This is a genomic window from Gardnerella sp. DNF00257, assembly GCF_049262745.1.
Classification (GTDB): domain Bacteria; phylum Actinomycetota; class Actinomycetes; order Actinomycetales; family Bifidobacteriaceae; genus Bifidobacterium; species Bifidobacterium piotii.
On record NZ_CP058403.1, the window covers coordinates 1317716 to 1335179 of the forward strand.

Sequence of the window (17464 nt, forward strand, 5' to 3'; positions counted from 1 at the left end):
AAATATTAATAAAAACAGTAAAACATTTGAAAAATATTTTGGTTCACATTAAAAAGCTCTAACAAATCACGCAAAAATACGCGAAAAATCAAGGAAAAACTAAGACACGCTATAGGCGTCTTTAGTGTCTTAATACGTAGATAATATGACTACGTTTTGGAGCGATGTTAATGGGAAAAATCGAACATAAACACTTGTAAAACTGAACATAAAACTGAGCACAAAACTGAACACAAACACAACAACCACGTATTAAGTTGTAGGCAAGATGACAGAATTGAACAACGCGGCAAACGCTGAAAGCAAACGCAACGCTGCAATAGACGGCATGCGCGCGATTGCAATTATTGGAATTGTAGCGTTCCACTTGCGTCCAATTGTATTCAATGGCGGCTTTTTAGGCGTAACAATGTTTCTTGTTATGGCAGGATACTTTAGCACCGTGTCTTTGCTAAAAATGTTCAGCGAGAAAAACGATAAAAATTCGCATTTAGATGGCAACCAAGAAAGCCAGCAGAAAAAATCAAAACTTATTACCTACTTTAAGTACCTGTTTAAGCGAGTAAAACGAATATGGCCTTCTACGCTAGGCATTATTGCACTAAGCGCACCACTTATGTGGCTGTTTTCGCCAAGTCTTTTAACAAAGTTGCAATCAGATGCTCTAAGCGGAGCAACATTTAGCAGCAACATGGCGTACGTTTTGCGAAAAGTCTCGTATTTTGAACAGTCTGGGCTGCCTTCTCCTATTAAGCATTTATGGTACTTAGGCCTGATTATGCAAATGTTTATTTGCTGGCCAATTATTCTATGCGCAATTCTTAAAATAGTTAAATCAAAGTTTGTGCGAATGCTTGTTACTGCAACGCTTGCGATTGTGTCTGCGCTTACAAGCATTGCAATAACAATTCTTTATGGAGAAGGACAAACCATTGCACGCGTGTACTACTCTTTAGATACGCGCGCATGTGAATTCTTAATCGGCGCGCTTCTAGCAATGTATTGCACGTGGTTTAGTGGAAAATCTGCTATAAAAATCATTTCAGACGCGTTCCGCTACATTGTTGGAAGCAAAAGCGAAAAAGAACAAATTGAAAATCAAGAAAACGATTCGCAAAATGGCAAAAACAAAGGCAGACAGCCAATTTTAGAATCCATTGTAGGATTTGCTGCACTAGCGTTTATTTTGTTCTGCTTTATTAAACAAGACGGACTAAAAACGTGGATTGTGTACGGAGGTTACGCACTTTTTGCAATAGTTTGCGCGATTTTAATGCACGCTTGCATGCTAAAAAACAACATTTGCGCAAAGATACTTGGCACTAACATATTAAGCTACTTAGGTAAGAGATCTTTTGCGATTTATCTTGTTCATTTTCCTATACTCGAAGTCTTAAATCCTGCAACTAGAACTACTCACATAACGCTGTTTGAGCAGATTTTGCAATGCGTGATTGTTGTTGCAATAGCTGAAGTTTTTTACAGAATTTTTGAAATGCCATTTGCAAGTAAATATATGACTTTTAGCGTTAGCAGTGTTAGCGCAAAATCAGAAGATGCGAAAGATAATTTAAAAGATAACTCAAAAGATAAAAATAAAAACCTTGATCTTTCTAGCGATACTTTAAGCGTTAAAAGCAAGAACATTAAGCTCCCATTTGTTCTACGAAAGCTTGCGACTACTGTGTGTGCAGCGGCTTGCATAGCGCTAATCGCAGCTCCACTAAATTGGAGCAGCATTGCGCAAGAAAGGTCAATACAATTAAGGCCAGAACTAGCAAGTCAAGAACAAAACAATAAGACTCATTCGCAAAATGGCAAGCAAAAGCCAGAATCAGGCCAAAGCTCAAAGTCAAACAATAACTCAAACAACAAGACAAACACAAAGTCAAACAACAAGTCAAAGCAAAATCAAAAAAGAAAAGTGGGCGGAAAGCGCCAAAATATAACAAAACAAACACTTCCAACAAAGCCAAGTGCGCATAGAGTTCTAAACCCAATCGCAGAAAAAGTGCCAGCAAACATAAACACAAAACCTTGGAAAATTGACTCAAAACAAGACGTTTGCACGGCAGATATAACAATGGTTGGAGACTCCGTAACCGAAGGCGCAAAACCGTACCTTATAAAAGCTCTACCAAACGCTTGGATTGACGGAAAAGTTAGCAGGCAGATTTTCCACGGAGCCGAAGACTACCAAAAAGACATAGCCGAAAAACACCCTGGAAGCGTTGTAATCTACGAACTTGGAACCAACGGGCCGCCTAGAGATGAGTCAGTTTTACAAAACATGGTGAATATTACTGGCGGAAAGCCCGTGTACTTTGTAACAACTCGCGTGCCTCAACCTTGGCAAGACGAGACGAACGCAAAATTGCGCGCATTTGCATCAAAGCGCAAGAACGTTGGAATCATTGACTGGAATGGCACGAGCGCAGGCCATAGCGAGTTTCTAACAGACGACGGAATACACTTAACACCTATTGGCGGGCCACAATACGCACGAATGATACGACTAGCCGTGTGCGGCGGATGACTTGCGACTAGCAAAACAAACCGCCCAAATCACGCCAAAATATTACGATGGTACATATGAGTGAGTTAATAACCCCATTTTCCCAAAGCAATAAGGGCGATTCGATTGCAGAATGGAAGAATCCTCTGCGAGACCCGCGCGACTTGCGACTAGCCAAAATCGCAGGCCCGTGCAGCCTTGTTATATTTGGAATCACGGGCGATTTAGCTAGAAAAAAGCTAATGCCAGCCGTATACGATTTGGCAAATCGCGGACTTTTGCCTCCTGGCTTTGGCCTTACGGGATTCGCCAGACGCGACTGGACAGATGAGCATTTTGTAAACTTTGTGCGAGAAAATATTCAACAACATTGCCGCACGCCATTTTGCGAATCCACTTGGATTAATCTTGCAAAAGGCATACGTTTTGTTCGCGGAACATTCGATGACGCAAGCGCTTTCGAGCGATTAAGCAAAACTGTAAGCGAGTTAGACAGAGATCGCGGAACTCGCGGAAATCACGCATTCTACATGTCGGTTCCGCCATCCAGCTTCCCTGTTGTAGCGCAGCAATTGGCTGCATCGGGACTCTCACACTCCTCCGAAAACGCATGGCGACGAGTGATAATCGAAAAACCATTTGGCCACGATTTAGCAAGCGCACAAGAGCTGGATCGCGTAGTTTCCGAGGTTTTTGACCCTAATTCCGTGTTCCGCATAGACCACTATTTAGGCAAAGAAACTGTGCAAAATCTGCTTGCTTTGCGCTTTGCAAACGCAATGTACGAGCCAATTTGGAATGCTAATTATGTTGACCACGTGCAAATCACAATGGCAGAAGATATTGGCATAGGTGGCAGAGCTGGATATTACGACGGCATTGGCGCCGCTCGAGATGTTATTCAAAACCACTTGTTGCAACTAATGGCACTCACTGCTATGGAAGAGCCTGTAAGCTTTAGCGCTGGCGATTTAACAGCAGAAAAAACTAAGGTCTTGTCGGCTATACGGTTGCCTAAAGATTTAGCTGCAAACACTGCAAGAGGCCAATACGCAGAAGGCTGGCAGGGGTCGTATAAGGCTATTGGATATTTGCAAGAGCAAGGAATTAGCCCAGATAGCACTACAGAAACATACGCTGCTGTGCGATTAGACGTAGACACTCGCAGATGGGCTGGAGTGCCATTCTACTTGCGAACTGGCAAACGCTTAGGCAAGCGCGTTACAGAGATTGCTGTGATTTTTAAGCGCGCTCCACACTTGCCTTTTGAGACTACTGCTGTGCGCGAACTAGGCAACAATGCGATTGTGATTCGCGTTCAGCCAGACGAAGGCGTAACAATGCGATTTGGCGCAAAAGTGCCAGGCGGAACGTCTATGGAAGTTCGCGATGTTTCTATGGACTTTAGCTATGGAAGGTCTTTTACAGAAAACTCTCCAGAAGCCTACGAGCGCCTTATTTTAGACGTTTTGCTTGGCGAGCCACCACTTTTCCCAACAACGCAAGAGGTTGATTTAAGCTGGAAAATTTTGGATCCGATTGAAGATTTTTGGGCTTCGCTTAACACGCGTCCGCAACCATACCGCGCTGGAACTTGGGGACCAGCGGAAGCTGACGCTATGCTTGCTCGCGACAATCGCCATTGGAGGCTGCCATGATTATTAATCTTCCTAACACAAACACGTCTAAAATCTCTGCAAAAATCGATGAGCTTCACGAAGAACGAGGCGAATCAGCTACTGGACGCGTGCTCACTCTTCTTATTGACACCACTCTTAAAGAGCTTGAAAACGCACTGGGCGCAGCAAACGCGGCTAGCCGCGAGCATCCTTGCAGAGTTATTGCGATTGTTCGCGATTGGCAAAGCGCTAATGCAAGTTTGCATAATCAAAATCAAGGTAATCAAGAAAATCAAGAAGATCAAAATCAAGAAGAAGAAACGCCAAACTTAGACGCTCAAGTGCGATTTGGAGCAGATGCTGGCGCAGGCGAAATCATTATTCTCTATCCACATAATGACCTTGTTCGCCACCCAGATACGCTTGTTATTCCGCTTCTTGTGCCAGACGCACCGATTGTTGCATGGTGGCCTACAAACGCGCCCGAAAATCCTGCTAAAGACTTGCTTGGAGCTATGGCAAGTAGCAGAATCACAGACGCTCAACGGGCCAGCAACACTCTTGAAACTGTACAAAATCTGCGCAAAAATTGGTCCTCTAAAGACGTGGATCTTTCTTGGACGCGCATTACGTCTTGGCGCGCAATGCTGGCTTCTATGCTTGATCAGCCGCCGCACTTGCCGATTCTTAGCGTTAAAGTTAGCGGCCCTAAGCATTACGTTCCGTTGCATTTGCTCGCGCAATGGCTAAAAATCTCACTTAATGTTCCTGTAGAAATTGTTGAAGATTCAAGCGCACATGCAATTACAGAAGTAAGTCTTAAGAGGCAGGATGGCGAGCTTTCTTTAACACGACCTTCTGGCAGCAGCCAAGCAATAATAAGTCTTCCAGGGCAAGCTTCTCAGCCTATTTCTATGCCTATTCGTTCTTTGCAAGACTGCTTAAGTGAAGAATTACGCAGAATTGACCCAGATGAGATTTATGCACAGCTTATTCACGCAGATTGTTGCACAATGCAGAGTAACGAACTCTAATACAACAAGTAAAAATAATAAAAGGATTCACTATGGCTAAAGATTTTAGATTTGCGCATAACGCAACAGTGTACGGCTACGATAATCAAGATATTATAGCTGCTGTTGCTGCACAAAAACTTGTGACTTTGATTATGCAATGGCAAAACAATGTTGAAAATCTTAATAAGCCATTCCATCTTTTGCTAACAGGTGGAACAGATTCGATTCGCATGTTTCAAATGTTAGCTAGCAACCCATTGCTTCCAGCAATCAATTGGTCCAATGTGCATATTTGGTGGGCAGATGAGCGTTTTGTAACTTATAACAGCGAAGATCGTAATGCGCGCAAGGCTCGCGAGTTGCTTCTTAACATGCTTAGCGATCACAAAGTTTTGCAGGAGTCTCATATTCACGAAATGCCTGCAGATGAGCGTAATGCGGAGGAAATTGCAAAAGCCAGCGACGCTGAAAATGACGCTATTTTAGACGCTGCTGCACGCGAATACGAAGAAGAAATTATAGGATTACTTGGCAAAGAGCCAGTGTTCGATTTGGCGATTCTTGGCATGGGACCAGACGCGCATATGGCTTCACTTTTCCCAGGATTGCCGCAAATTCATAATCGCGATCGCATAGTTTTAGGCGTGAACCACTCCCCTAAGCAGCCGCCAATGCGATTAACGCTTAGCGTTCCCGTGCTGGCTCATAGCCGCCGCACTTGGTTCTTAACTGCTGGCGAGCAAAAAGGAAAAGCTTTAATGAACGTGCTTTCTGGGAGCAATAACCCAGACTATCCTGCGTCTTTTGCCAACGGCACAGAAGAAATCGCGTGGCTAACTACCGCCGAAACTTTGCAAGCAGCAATCCAGTAATCTGCATAGCCTTCTAACATCGTGCATAATATTTAGAACAATAAAATACAGGCCTATGCATAATAACGCAAAGGCCTGTTAATTCTAAATATTATTTGATTTAATCTTGCTTTACTTCTGGGCGATTAGGCTCTGCCCACAAAGTGTGAAATACTCCTGGCTCGTCAATGCGCCCGTATGTGTGCGCGCCGAAGAAATCGCGCTGAGCTTGAATAAGTGATGCTGGCAAACGCTTTGATCGCAAGCCATCATAATATGCAAGCAAACTGGAGAATGCTGGAACAGGCACACCATGCTCCACTGCGCGCGCAACAACACGGCGCCAAGCAGCTTGCGACTTTTCAATAGCATCCTTAAAGTACGGTGCAAAAAGCAAGGAAACACTTGCCTGCCCAGATTCAAATGCCTCGGAAACGCGGTTTAAGAATTGCGCACGAATAATGCATCCGCCTCGCCAAATGCGAGCAACAGCAGCCTGGTCAATCTTCCAATCATGCTCAATTGCAGCAGCAGCAATCTCGTCAAATCCTTGCGCATAAGAAACAATCTTAGAAGCGTACAAAGCTTGGCGAATATCCTCAATAAATGCCTCGCGCTCAGAATCGCTAAAATCAAAATGCATATCTGGACCAGTCAAACCCTGGTTTTCTGCAGCTTCACGCAAAGCAACTTGGCTAGAAAGTCCGCGAGCGAACACAGCTTCTGCAATACCCGTTACAGGGATTCCAAGCGAAAGCGCAGATTGCACAGTCCAAGTACCCGTGCCCTTCATTCCAGCGTGATCCACCATCATCTCCACCAAAGGCTTACCAGTCTTAGCATCCTTCTGGCGCAAAACATCCGCAGTAATCTCAATCAAATAAGAATCAAGCTCGCCCTTGTTCCACTCGCTAAACACATCTGCAATGTCTTCGGACTTCATGCCCAAGCCGCGAAGCATTAAATCGTAGCTTTCGGCAATAAGCTGCATATCTGAATACTCAATGCCGTTGTGAACCATTTTTACAAAGTGGCCAGCGCCATCGGTGCCAATATGCGTTACGCAAGGCTCGCCTTCTGCAACAGCTGCAATCGACTTTAAGATAGGGCCGAGCGTCTTCCAAGATTCCTCCGTGCCACCAGGCATCATCGAAGGGCCGCGCAAAGCGCCTTCTTCTCCGCCAGAAACACCGCAACCAACGTAGTGAAGACCGCGCGCGCGAATGTTTTTCTCTCGGCGAATTGTGTCTTCAAAGTAGGAGTTTCCGCCGTCAACAATAATATCTCCTGGCTCCATAGCGTTTGCAAGCTCTTCAATAACAGCATCTGTAGGAGCACCAGCTTTTACCATAATGATTGCAGTGCGTGGGCGCTTAAGAGAAGCAACAAATTCTTCAACGGTTTTAGCAGGAACGAAAGCACCTTCGCTGCCGTGCTCATTCATCAAGGTTTCTGTGCGCGAATAATGACGATTATAAACAGCAACAGTATTTCCGTGATGCGCAAGATTACGCGCTAAATTCGATCCCATTGCAGCCAAGCCAACAACGCCAATATTTGCTCTAGCTTGAGTTTCCGCCATTTTGCACCTCTATCTTTTAATATTTATAATCGTAATATTTATAACCGTTTTATTATTTTATGATTGTTTTATTTTTAACACTTAATCAATCAAAACACACTTTTTAAAGTTTATCTGCCTATATGCACAAGCATTTTTGTTGCGATAACAAGGCGTACTGCATAGCGCGCGCATTAATGGCAATTTTGTGATAAAGATTACATTTTTACTTTTATTAGTCGCTATTTAGAAAGCATAAATACCGCTTAAATCTTATAGACACGCGTGATAATCAAAATTTGGACACACTAAATATAGGGATTATCCATACAACACGCCACTACAAATAGTGTTAAGTGGTAGTAGACTGTTAAATCGTGCCCAAAAGCACAAACTTAAATAATCATAAAGAAAAAGCGTTAAATACGCACAATACACACAACGAAGGGAGACGAACCGTGACTATTACAGTTTTCACAAAGCCACATTGCCCACAGTGCGATGCCACAAAGCGTCAATTCACTAAGCTAGGCGTGAATTTTGAAACAGTAGATTTAACTCAAAGCCCTTCTACTTTAGACCAATTGCGCGCAGCAGGATATCGCCAAGCGCCAGTGGTGATTACTCCAAACTCGTCGTGGAGTGGGTATCGCCCAGATTTGATTGCACAAATCGCAAGTCAATTAGAAGATAACAATCAAAACGATTAAAGCAGTCAAAAATCAACAATCAAAATATGCAAAGCAGTCAAAATAATCAAAGCAATTAAGAAGCATAAAAATGTGTGATCAAGAAAATATGTCACAACCAAGCGAGCCAGAAGCGCGCGCACAAGGCGAATCAATCGGAGCTGTAGTCTATTTTTCTTCCGTCTCCGAAAACACACTACGATTCGTGAAAAATTGCGATTTTCCAAGCAACAATGTGAACGTGTATCGCATACCGCTTCGTCCAAAAGAGCCAGAATTGCACGTTCGCGAACCATACGTTTTGATTGTGCCAACTTACGGCGGCGGAAATATTAAGAAAGCAATACCAATGCAAGTGCGCAAATTCCTAAACAATCGCGAAAATCGTTCGTTTATTCGCGGCGTAATATCTTCTGGAAATACGAATTTTGGAGACGCATATTGCGCTGCAGGCGGTCAAATTGCAGGAAAATGCGCGATTCCAAACATGTATTCGTTTGAGCTTACGGGAACTGCAGAAGACATAGAAAAAGTAGCGCAGGGAATACCAAGATTTTTAAGGCAATTAAAAGAAGCAGATAAATAAAGATAAACAAACAAAAACAACAAATACAGCACATAAATAAAATCAACCAGCGTTTGAAAAGCAAAAACAACGCACGAGGAAAGGAATAAAACCCATGAATAGCACGGATCCGATGAGCGAATCTACTTCGCTTAATCTTGATCACACTGACGACGCCAGCACTGCCAGCAGCAGCACAACTGCCGAACGCATTCGCAACAGCCGCGACTACCACGTTCTTAACGCTATGCTCGGTCTTTTTGATCCAGAAAAAGGTATTCAGTTTGATAAAGACACGGAAGCAGAAAAGCTTTACGTTTCGGGTTACGTGCAAGAACACAGCATGAAGTTTGCTTCTACTCGCGAGCGCTTGAATTATTTGATTAACAACTACTACTACAACGGCAACGTTTTCCACAAATACAGCGACGAGTTTCTAGATAAGTTCTACGAGCACGCAGAATCCGCTCACCACACTTTTGGCACTTTCTTGGGTGCTTTTAAGTTCTACACTTCTTACGCTTTGAAGACTTTTGACGGCAAGCAATATTTGGAAAACTTCGCTCAGCGCGCAGCTGCCGTAGCTTTGGAACTTGCAGATGGCGATGAAAAAGCAGCGCTCAACTATTTGGACGAAATGCTTGCAGGCCGATTCCAGCCAGCCACTCCAACGTTCTTGAATCTTGGTAAAGCTCAGCGCGGAGAGGCTGTGAGCTGCTTCCTTGTGCGTTTGGAAGACAATATGGAGTCTATTGCGCGCGGAATTAACTCTGCTTTGCAGCTTTCTAAGCGCGGCGGCGGCGTTGCTCTGCTTCTTACTAATTTGCGCGAGCTTGGCGCTCCTATTAAGCGCATCGAAAATCAGTCGAGCGGCGTTGTGCCTGTTATGAAGCTTTTGGAAGATTCATTCTCTTATGCTAATCAGCTTGGCGCTCGTCAGGGCGCTGGTGCCGTGTATATTAACGCTCACCACCCAGATATTATGCGTTTCCTCGACACTAAGCGCGAGAACGCAGACGAGAAGATTCGTATTAAGTCGCTTTCTTTGGGTGTTGTGATTCCAGATATTACTTTTGAGCTTGCTAAGCGTAAGGAAAAGATGGCTTTGTTTAGCCCTTACGACGTTGAGCGTGAGTACGGAAAGCCTTTTGCAGACATCTCCGTTACCGAGCATTACGATGAGATGGTTGCAAATCCTCGTATTCACAAGAAGTACATCGACGCTCGCGAATTCTTTATGACGCTTGCGGAGATTCAGTTTGAGTCTGGCTACCCTTACATTTTGTTTGAAGATACTGTAAATCGCACAAATCCTATTGAGGGCCGCATTACTATGAGCAACTTGTGCTCCGAGATTTTGCAAACTCAAGAAGCAAGCACTTATAACGCTGACTTGTCTTATAGCCACGTTGGTCGCGATATTTCTTGCAATCTTGGCTCGCTTAATATTGCTAAGGCAATGGATGGAAACTTGGGTGCAAGCGTTGATTTGGCTGTGCGCGCACTCACTTCTGTATCCGAGCACACTTCGATTGATTCTGTGCCTTCGATTCGTCGCGGAAACGCAGAAGGCCACGCTATCGGCTTGGGTCAAATGAATTTGCACGGTTTCCTTGCTCGCGAGCACATGCAATACGGAAGCGAGGAAGCTCTTGACTTTACAGACATGTACTTTATGACGGTTGCCTACCACGCTTATAAGGCTTCTCACGCTTTGGCTGTAGAGCGCGGGACTGCTTTTGCAAGCTTTAAGACTAGCGCTTACGCTAAGCCTGCAGGAAAAGGCAACTACTTCGATAAGTACACTGATGGCAGCCGCTCGCTTGAGCCTAAAACTCAAAAGGTTCGCGATTTGTTTGCGCGTTTTAACGTTGCAATTCCAACCGTTTCGGACTGGGAAGCTTTGCGCGACGAGATTTTGCGCGACGGCATTTACAACGAGTATTTGCAAGCTGTTCCTCCAACTGGCTCAATCTCTTACATCAACCATTCCACGAGTTCGATTCACCCGATTGCTTCTCGCATTGAGATTCGTAAAGAGGGTAAAGTTGGACGCGTCTACTACCCTGCCGCATACATGACGAATGACAATATGCAGTACTTTAAGGATGCTTACGAGATTGGCTGGAAGGCAATTATTGACACTTACGCGGAGGCAACTCAGCATGTGGATCAGGGATTGTCTCTTACTTTGTTCTTCCCAGACACTACGACTACTCGCGATTTGAACAAAGCTCAGATTTATGCATGGCGTAAGGGCATTAAAACTCTTTACTACATTCGTATTCGCCAGAAGGCTTTGGAAGGTACAGAAATCGAGGGTTGCGTAAGCTGCACGCTGTAAACCTTATGGTTGTAAATCTTTCGCAAATTAAATCAAAAACTTAAAAATTTTATAAAACGTAAACACAGAATCAGGAGTAATTATGACAGAACTCGATCCAACCGAGCTTAGAAGTAGCCTCGATAAGCCTTTCGGCACGAACCGCGTAATCGCAAGCGACCAAATGATGGCAGATTCAATCACACCAGCTCAATACCGCTATCATCACGGATCTCGCGTGCGCCCAGTTAATTGGAACAATATTGTTGACGACAAAGATTTGGACGTTTGGAATCGTCTTATTGCTAACTTCTGGCTTCCAGAAAAGGTGCCGCTGAGCAACGATATTCCTTCTTGGCGTTCCCTCACCGATCTTGAGCGCAAGACAACTACTCGCGTTTTTACAGGCTTGACTTTGCTTGATACCAGCCAGGCAACTATTGGTGAGCTTTGCCAGATTGAGCATGCGCGCACGGAGCACGAGCAGGCTATTTACACGAATATTGCTTTTATGCAGTCGATTCACGCGCGCTCCTACTCCTCTATTTTCTCTACTCTTTGCTCTAGCGAAGAAATTGATGAGGCTTACCGTTGGGCTGTCGGAAACGACGTTTTGCAGCAGCGCGTTACAACTGTGCTTTGCGAGTATGAGAGCGAAGATCCACTTAAGCGTAAGATTGCTGCAACTATGCTTTCTTCGTTGCTTCTTTACGCGGGCTTCTACCTTCCACTTTACTTTGCTTCTCGCGGAAAGATGATGAACACTGCCGATATGATTCGCTTGATTTTGCGCGATAAAGCAATTCACGGCTACTATTCTGGCTACAAGTTCCAGCGCGGTTTGGAGCTTAGAAGCGAGAACGATAAGAAGAATCTTGAAAAGTTCACTATGAACTTGCTTGATACTTTGTATGATTTGGAAGTTGAGTATTCTGGTCAGATTTATGAAGGATTTGACTTCCACGATGACGTTTTTGACTTCGTACGTTATAACGCTAACAAGGCTTTGATGAACCTTGGCTACCCTGCTAAGTACAGCGAAGAAGAAACTCACGTAAGCCCAGAGATTCTCGCAGCTCTTTCTCCTGCAGCCGACGAAAATCATGACTTCTTCTCTGGCTCTGGTTCCAGCTACATTATGGGCAAGTCTGTTGAAACCGATGACGACGATTGGGATTTCTAGTCGCTAGTCGCTAACCACTAATCGCTAGCCGCTTTACTAATTAATTAGGTTGCTTATGCACTTTTCATAAGCAACCTTTTTTATTTAATTATTTAAGAATATTTCCGTTTTGTAACTATTCTTAAATATCCCCGCACTTATGGCGTTATCGTGGCAGTTTTTGCTAGTTAGAATAAGTCATCGTGAGATCCTAAGCGTAGAAATATAATGCAATCTTCTTTAACTTGATACAACAGTAGAACGTCTGCAGACACATGCAATTCATGCACGCCTTTGTATGAGCCTTTAAGAATATGATCTCTATAAGTTGCAAGCTCGCGAGAATCTGCGCCATTGCAAATAAGTCTTACAATATTGATTACTTGCTCAATATCGTAATGCTTCTGCTTATATTTCTTAACATCTCGCAGATAGATTGGACTATAAAATGGCGGTTTAGGCATTGCGCATCAGCTCAGCAAAATCGTCTACAGTGCCTGCAGCTATTGGTTTTTCTTTCATAGCTTCATCAAGAGCGTGCTCGTATGGAGAACTTTCAAGTGAAAATGGGAAACGTTGCGTATTTACAATCTGATACAAAAATAGGTTGACTGCTGAACTCATATCAAGACCATAATGTTCAAGAACTTGCGATGCGCTATCTCGTATTTCTGGATTAACTCTTACACTTAATCTGCCTGTTCTAGCTGTTTTTGTAGAAGTCATGTCGTTTCCTTTAAGCTCAAAATCATAAATTGTTATTCATGATTTGCTTTATTATAACAGACCTACCGCACCCAATGTAATACCAAAGTAGCACCATTGTACACACAATTATTACTAAATTGCACGTTATCGTGGCAGTTTTTGTGATTTTTGCAATTTCTGTCACGATAACTCGGTTTTTGTGTTTTATAAGTCCTGTAACGCAATTCTTTTATCTTCTGCAGACTGCTTAGATGACTTATCGTTTTTCTTAAGAGAATGCGCATAGCGAATAAGACTTCTTGCAATAAAGAACACTAAAGCACATATAGCAAGTGCAATAAGAATGTCGATTATCGGACCAAATAATGCATAGCTCATGATTCATCCTTTCTTTTTCTATATTCGTTTATGAGTGTTCGAGCTGTGTCAACATCGTATTTATCGTCAATGGCAAGACTCTTTACTAAAAGAACGAACGGGTCTTCTGGTTCATTGTTGCTTATTCGAATTTTTTCAATGAGCCTGTTAAGTCTGATTCTCGTCGTTGGGTAAGAGACTTGATACATTTGCGACATTTCTTTTAACGATCCAGACGATAATACAAAGTTCTTTATAAACGACATGTCTTCGTCTGTGAGATTAGCCATCCATTTTGGAATATGATCCATATCACCCCTTTCTTCAGACTATAAACTTTAATTAAATTAAACTTTTATTAAAAATATTAAAGTTGTTGTATGAGTTTGTCAAGAATAAACATAAGAGATATGACGCAAAGCGACATTTTTATGTCGCCAGAATTGTCGCTTTGTCACCAATGGATACAAAATTTAGTCATTTTGCTTAGCGTTAAGAACGTTCAATAAGTTTATAATTTCATCAAGTACGCTTGAAAATGTTATTCCTTTTGTATAACTATATTTTTTCGAATAATTTTGCCACTGTTAATTTTGCCTTATTCACAGTAGCACTTCCAGTGTTTGCTTAATTTTATTGGATATATTCATTTTTGTTGCATACTCATGAAGTTTTATAAGATCTTTCCCATTGTACTTACTATAAGCTTGAAGAGTTTTAACAAAGAGTTCAGAATCAATGCTGTTTCTGTTTATTATAAAATCACAAATAATACGTTCAAAATCATAGACACGTACTTTATTCCCCATTGGGGTAGCCGTTGTAATAACGCCTAACTTGCTATACAATCTTGAAACCCAATGAATAGCTAAATTTGAGGGTGGATTATTAAAACGATATCCTCTAGGAACGCTTACTTCAAAATGTTGTGGAATTTCATCTGTAAAACCTTGAAGATAAAGAGCTGAAACATAAGAGAATACGGCCTGTGGATAACGATATTGAAAGAAGTAATATTCGTCATAATCACCATTGGAAGAGAGGAAAATCCCCCTTTCAATTCGATTAAGAACACCTTCGTTTTTCAAACGAGTTAAATATATAGTTGGAATATCTAATGTTTTACAATCCTTGTATGTAATTATTCCATGATTATTATCTAAATAGTTAAGGAGTATCTCTTTGTTTGACACAATAGCCTCACTTCTGTTGCTTTTATACTAATATTTTATCTTTTTTGTAGTGTAAAAGCAACAAAGAATTGTAACGCTATATTTTTAAGCAAGTTGTCATGGCAGAAATTGCAAATCTAGCAAAAACTGCCACGATAACTCAGTAAGTACGCGGATATTTAAAAATAGTTCCAAAACGGAAATATTATTAAATATTGATTGTTGAGAACATGCAAACTGCCAATAGTAAAAGTTTTTTAAAAGTTTTTCTAAAAGCACTATCGTTAAAAATAGGTACGCCTATTTGTGTAGATAAAATCTGCACGTTAGTATGTTGGTAATTTACAAAACAAGAATCACAAGGAGGTGCTTATTATGACCAATCCTTTGCGCGGTATACGAGAAGAAGATATTGTTAAGTACTTTAAAGCGCATAATCTTTCAGTTGGTAAAACATATGTGCTTACTATGAAGTACAACCCTTGGTGGAAAGATTTACTAAAATTGTTTGTCTTCAACACGCTGTGGTACGCCATGGAAGGTACTGCTACACGTATTGTCGCTGCCACTAATAATGAGTTTATTGTTGTTAATCCGAATGTCATTTTAGGCTCGGGTAATCTAGCTAAATTAGACGATAAGCATCTTCGTTGTATTGCGTGGAATCAACTCACTAATTTTGAAGTTATAAATAAGCCAACAACTCAAATAATTCGTTTTACTGCAAATGGCAAAACCGAAGAATGGAGTGTGCCAACGGAAAGTGCTAGCGTATGGCACTTTAATGTGTACAATCTTGATAATTTGAGAAAAACAATACAATCGCACATCTCTTGATAATCGGATTCCAAAACAAGATACCATATATTGTATGAACACTACTTACGCAATTGTTGATAATGACACGCTTGTATTGCGATATATGCAACTTCTTCTAAAAAGTCGTTTGCCTGAAAACTTTGTTTGTGCATGGATGTGTTCTTCTGCAAAACAAGCTATTCATCGTTGCGTTACAGAAAATACTCCTGACGTACTTTTAGTAGATATGTCAATGAGAGAAATGAGTGGTGTTGATGTAATTAAGGCAATTCGCGAGCGCAATAGCAATATTGTTTTAATTGGCATTACTTCCTACATGCTGGATGAATACGTGTTGCAAGTTGCTAAGTCGGGTGGTCAAGCGTTAATACATAAAGACAATTTATCAGACGTAGTTGCAGCTATCCAATCGCGCACAACAAGCTACGGGTGCCCAGAATTGCCACAATATATTGACTATTTTCACACTCCGCAAGAATCATTTAATATGATTTCTCAACTTCCGAAGACTTCAGTTTTGTCTCCTCAAGAATCGGAAATTATGCGCTTGTGCAAACAGGGGTATTCTACGAAAGAGATTGCAGATCAGCTTAATGTGAAAGTTTCAACAGTCAACACGCATTTACGGCGTATTTATGGAAAACTTCAAGTTAAAAGTCGCATGCAGGCGCTCGCTGCGCTCGCAAAATACTCGCATGACATATAACGTGTAAGAAATTAACGTGTAAAAGTAGGTAGTTATGAAATTATTAACGCGTATGATCAATTTTTTGCCGCATGATGCTTGGCAGAAAATTGGAATTGGTGCAATCATAAGTTGTACTTTGATTCTTGAAATTTGTTCCTATAATAATCTTCATTACTACTCTAATTGGCATGCAATTACAGTTGAAATAGTATGGATTGTAATCTGCTTATGTATTGCAATATGGCCGCGTAAGGCATCTTTTATTGTGCTCATTTGGATGCCGTTGGTAATTATTGCGCCAAATATCAACTACTCATCTATGATGCTTACCATATTGATCTGTTTGGCAATTGCTGTAATTACTCAACCTTGGTACACCGTGCTTTCTTCTTGCGGAGTATCTTCATGGTTCTTTATTATCTGCGATTTTCAAAACGCTTATGTGTTAGCGTGGTGGCTTCTTATCGTTCTTATTTCTAGCGCAATCGTAAAATATTATATTTCTACTATTCACCAACAGCAGGAACAGTTATTTTCGCAGCGTTACAACGTTTTTCAAAAATATGCCACTATTGCCGCAATTCGCATGCACGATGAAGTAACTAATGAGCTTTCCAGCATTATGATGATGGCCCAACAATCTATTGAACCTCAAACAACTCATGACCAAGAGCACGAAAATTCGCGAGAGATTCTTCAATGTGCTACTACAACTATTTATAAAGCACGCAATATCATTTCTCTTCTTGACAATGCTACAACTGCAAGCACTAGCGATGTTATGCAATCGACTACATGTTATAAAGATTTTTGCACAGGCTTACGCGCTCTATTTGACTGTGAACAAAAGTCATTTGAAAAGCTTGGCTATATTGGTTCCATTGACTTGAGTAGTGATTTAACTGCTGAAGATTCTCAATCAATGCGTTTGCCTTTTGAAGAATGTGCTCAAATTGAATATATTTGCCGAGAACTACTTGCAAACGTAAAAAAGCATGCTGCAAAGCCTAAAGAATACGCTATGAATGTAATACTTAATGACAATGAATGTCACATTACGTGTATAAATAGTGCGCAACGCGGTATTCTTGCTAACTTGCAATTAGGATATGGACTGCGTTTTCATAAGCTGCTTGCGGAACGAGTTGGCGGAACTTTTAAAGTTATTGAAGATGACGATTCGTGGATTATTAATGTACACGTTCCGCTTCATGCAGAGAAATAGCCATTGCGCAAGATGCTTATTGTGCTTTCTTGCGCTTCAATCGAGTACTTGGACGCTTTTCAATCGAGTATTTGTACGAACCTTTGCACAGCAGATGCAAGTAAGCGGTTAATCTGTTATGCAGAATACTGTTTCGTTGCTATGTTATACACGTTATCGTGGCAAAAATTGCAAATCTAGCAAAAACTGCCACG

General features: G+C 41.7%; 17 protein-coding genes. 11 read left to right on the forward strand and 6 right to left on the reverse strand.

What is annotated here, in order from left to right:
* The first annotated feature begins 268 nt into the window (after positions 1-268).
* From HXT23_RS05190 to pgl, 4 genes are read left to right on the forward strand one after another with little or no spacing between them, the layout of a single operon-like run.
* A complete protein-coding gene (locus tag HXT23_RS05190; RefSeq protein WP_016796982.1) occupies positions 269-2536 on the forward strand; it encodes an acyltransferase family protein in 2268 nt (755 codons plus the stop codon).
* 56 nt (positions 2537-2592) lie between these two features.
* Positions 2593-4173 (forward strand): glucose-6-phosphate dehydrogenase, encoded by a 1581-nt coding sequence (gene zwf, locus HXT23_RS05195; protein WP_032817659.1) that lies wholly within the window; start codon positions 2593-2595, stop codon positions 4171-4173.
* On the forward strand, positions 4170-5168 hold the full coding sequence (locus tag HXT23_RS05200) for a glucose-6-phosphate dehydrogenase assembly protein OpcA (RefSeq protein ID WP_016796980.1): 999 nt from the start codon (positions 4170-4172) through the stop codon (positions 5166-5168). The genes zwf and HXT23_RS05200 overlap by 4 nt, the downstream gene beginning before the upstream one ends.
* Before the next feature lie 32 nt (positions 5169-5200).
* A complete protein-coding gene (gene pgl, locus HXT23_RS05205) occupies positions 5201-6022 on the forward strand; it encodes a 6-phosphogluconolactonase (RefSeq protein WP_016796979.1) in 822 nt (273 codons plus the stop codon).
* Positions 6023-6122: 100 nt separating this feature from the next.
* Here the strand turns inward: pgl and gndA are convergent, their stop codons facing one another.
* Positions 6123-7583, reverse strand: a complete 1461-nt coding sequence (gene gndA / locus HXT23_RS05210; RefSeq protein WP_422112790.1) for an NADP-dependent phosphogluconate dehydrogenase — start codon at positions 7581-7583, stop codon at positions 6123-6125.
* A gap of 437 nt (positions 7584-8020) precedes the next feature.
* Between gndA and HXT23_RS05215 the strand changes: the two genes are divergently transcribed.
* From HXT23_RS05215 to nrdF, 4 genes are all read left to right on the forward strand, one after another.
* Positions 8021-8272 (forward strand): glutaredoxin family protein, encoded by a 252-nt coding sequence (locus tag HXT23_RS05215; RefSeq protein ID WP_016635882.1) that lies wholly within the window; start codon positions 8021-8023, stop codon positions 8270-8272.
* Between the two features lie 70 nt (positions 8273-8342).
* A complete protein-coding gene (gene nrdI / locus HXT23_RS05220; RefSeq protein WP_016635883.1) occupies positions 8343-8837 on the forward strand; it encodes a class Ib ribonucleoside-diphosphate reductase assembly flavoprotein NrdI in 495 nt (164 codons plus the stop codon).
* A 94-nt stretch (positions 8838-8931) separates the two neighbouring features.
* A complete protein-coding gene (gene nrdE / locus HXT23_RS05225; RefSeq protein ID WP_422112791.1) occupies positions 8932-11160 on the forward strand; it encodes a class 1b ribonucleoside-diphosphate reductase subunit alpha in 2229 nt (742 codons plus the stop codon).
* 82 nt (positions 11161-11242) lie between these two features.
* Positions 11243-12322: a class 1b ribonucleoside-diphosphate reductase subunit beta gene (gene nrdF / locus HXT23_RS05230; RefSeq protein WP_119529140.1), complete on the forward strand. Its 1080-nt coding sequence runs from the start codon at positions 11243-11245 to the stop codon at positions 12320-12322.
* A gap of 167 nt (positions 12323-12489) precedes the next feature.
* On the opposite strand, the gene HXT23_RS05235 is transcribed toward nrdF, so the two are convergent.
* From HXT23_RS05235 to HXT23_RS05255, 5 genes are all read right to left on the reverse strand, one after another.
* Complete coding sequence (locus tag HXT23_RS05235) at positions 12490-12765, reverse strand: type II toxin-antitoxin system YafQ family toxin (protein WP_012913985.1); 276 nt, start codon at positions 12763-12765, stop codon at positions 12490-12492.
* Positions 12758-13027: a type II toxin-antitoxin system RelB/DinJ family antitoxin gene (locus HXT23_RS05240; protein WP_016796973.1), complete on the reverse strand. Its 270-nt coding sequence runs from the start codon at positions 13025-13027 to the stop codon at positions 12758-12760. Before HXT23_RS05240 ends, HXT23_RS05235 begins: the two co-directional genes overlap by 8 nt.
* A gap of 186 nt (positions 13028-13213) precedes the next feature.
* A complete protein-coding gene (locus HXT23_RS05245; protein WP_004131597.1) occupies positions 13214-13387 on the reverse strand; it encodes a hypothetical protein in 174 nt (57 codons plus the stop codon).
* Entirely contained in the window at positions 13384-13677 is a 294-nt protein-coding gene (locus HXT23_RS05250) for a DUF2089 family protein (protein ID WP_016796972.1), read from the reverse strand. Before HXT23_RS05250 ends, HXT23_RS05245 begins: the two co-directional genes overlap by 4 nt.
* A gap of 291 nt (positions 13678-13968) precedes the next feature.
* Positions 13969-14559: a type IV toxin-antitoxin system AbiEi family antitoxin domain-containing protein gene (locus HXT23_RS05255; RefSeq protein WP_016796971.1), complete on the reverse strand. Its 591-nt coding sequence runs from the start codon at positions 14557-14559 to the stop codon at positions 13969-13971.
* A 354-nt stretch (positions 14560-14913) separates the two neighbouring features.
* On the opposite strand from HXT23_RS05255, the gene HXT23_RS05260 reads away from it, so the two are divergent.
* From HXT23_RS05260 to HXT23_RS05270, 3 genes are read left to right on the forward strand one after another with little or no spacing between them, the layout of a single operon-like run.
* Positions 14914-15375, forward strand: coding sequence for a hypothetical protein (locus HXT23_RS05260; protein WP_016800024.1), 462 nt, complete (start codon positions 14914-14916; stop codon positions 15373-15375).
* Between the two features lie 34 nt (positions 15376-15409).
* A complete protein-coding gene (locus HXT23_RS05265; protein ID WP_016635753.1) occupies positions 15410-16063 on the forward strand; it encodes a response regulator transcription factor in 654 nt (217 codons plus the stop codon).
* 34 nt (positions 16064-16097) lie between these two features.
* Positions 16098-17270, forward strand: coding sequence for a hypothetical protein (locus HXT23_RS05270; RefSeq protein ID WP_016800022.1), 1173 nt, complete (start codon positions 16098-16100; stop codon positions 17268-17270).
* Positions 17271-17464: the final 194 nt, after the last annotated feature.

Excerpts from the sequence above, each read along its gene's own strand:
- HXT23_RS05235 (WP_012913985.1), bottom strand. The coding sequence starts at position 12,765 with ATGCCTAAACCGCCATTTTATAGTCCAATCTATCTGCGAGATGTTAAG.
- HXT23_RS05190 (WP_016796982.1), top strand. The coding sequence starts at position 269 with ATGACAGAATTGAACAACGCGGCAAACGCTGAAAGCAAACGCAACGCT.
- zwf (WP_032817659.1), top strand. The coding sequence starts at position 2,593 with ATGAGTGAGTTAATAACCCCATTTTCCCAAAGCAATAAGGGCGATTCG.
- pgl (WP_016796979.1), top strand. The coding sequence starts at position 5,201 with ATGGCTAAAGATTTTAGATTTGCGCATAACGCAACAGTGTACGGCTAC.
- HXT23_RS05260 (WP_016800024.1), top strand. The coding sequence starts at position 14,914 with ATGACCAATCCTTTGCGCGGTATACGAGAAGAAGATATTGTTAAGTAC.
- HXT23_RS05265 (WP_016635753.1), top strand. The coding sequence starts at position 15,410 with ATGAACACTACTTACGCAATTGTTGATAATGACACGCTTGTATTGCGA.
- HXT23_RS05245 (WP_004131597.1), bottom strand. The coding sequence starts at position 13,387 with ATGAGCTATGCATTATTTGGTCCGATAATCGACATTCTTATTGCACTT.
- HXT23_RS05250 (WP_016796972.1), bottom strand. The coding sequence starts at position 13,677 with ATGGATCATATTCCAAAATGGATGGCTAATCTCACAGACGAAGACATG.
- HXT23_RS05240 (WP_016796973.1), bottom strand. The coding sequence starts at position 13,027 with ATGACTTCTACAAAAACAGCTAGAACAGGCAGATTAAGTGTAAGAGTT.
- gndA (WP_422112790.1), bottom strand. The coding sequence starts at position 7,583 with ATGGCGGAAACTCAAGCTAGAGCAAATATTGGCGTTGTTGGCTTGGCT.
- HXT23_RS05200 (WP_016796980.1), top strand. The coding sequence starts at position 4,170 with ATGATTATTAATCTTCCTAACACAAACACGTCTAAAATCTCTGCAAAA.
- nrdF (WP_119529140.1), top strand. The coding sequence starts at position 11,243 with ATGACAGAACTCGATCCAACCGAGCTTAGAAGTAGCCTCGATAAGCCT.
- nrdE (WP_422112791.1), top strand. The coding sequence starts at position 8,932 with ATGAATAGCACGGATCCGATGAGCGAATCTACTTCGCTTAATCTTGAT.
- nrdI (WP_016635883.1), top strand. The coding sequence starts at position 8,343 with ATGTGTGATCAAGAAAATATGTCACAACCAAGCGAGCCAGAAGCGCGC.
- HXT23_RS05270 (WP_016800022.1), top strand. The coding sequence starts at position 16,098 with ATGAAATTATTAACGCGTATGATCAATTTTTTGCCGCATGATGCTTGG.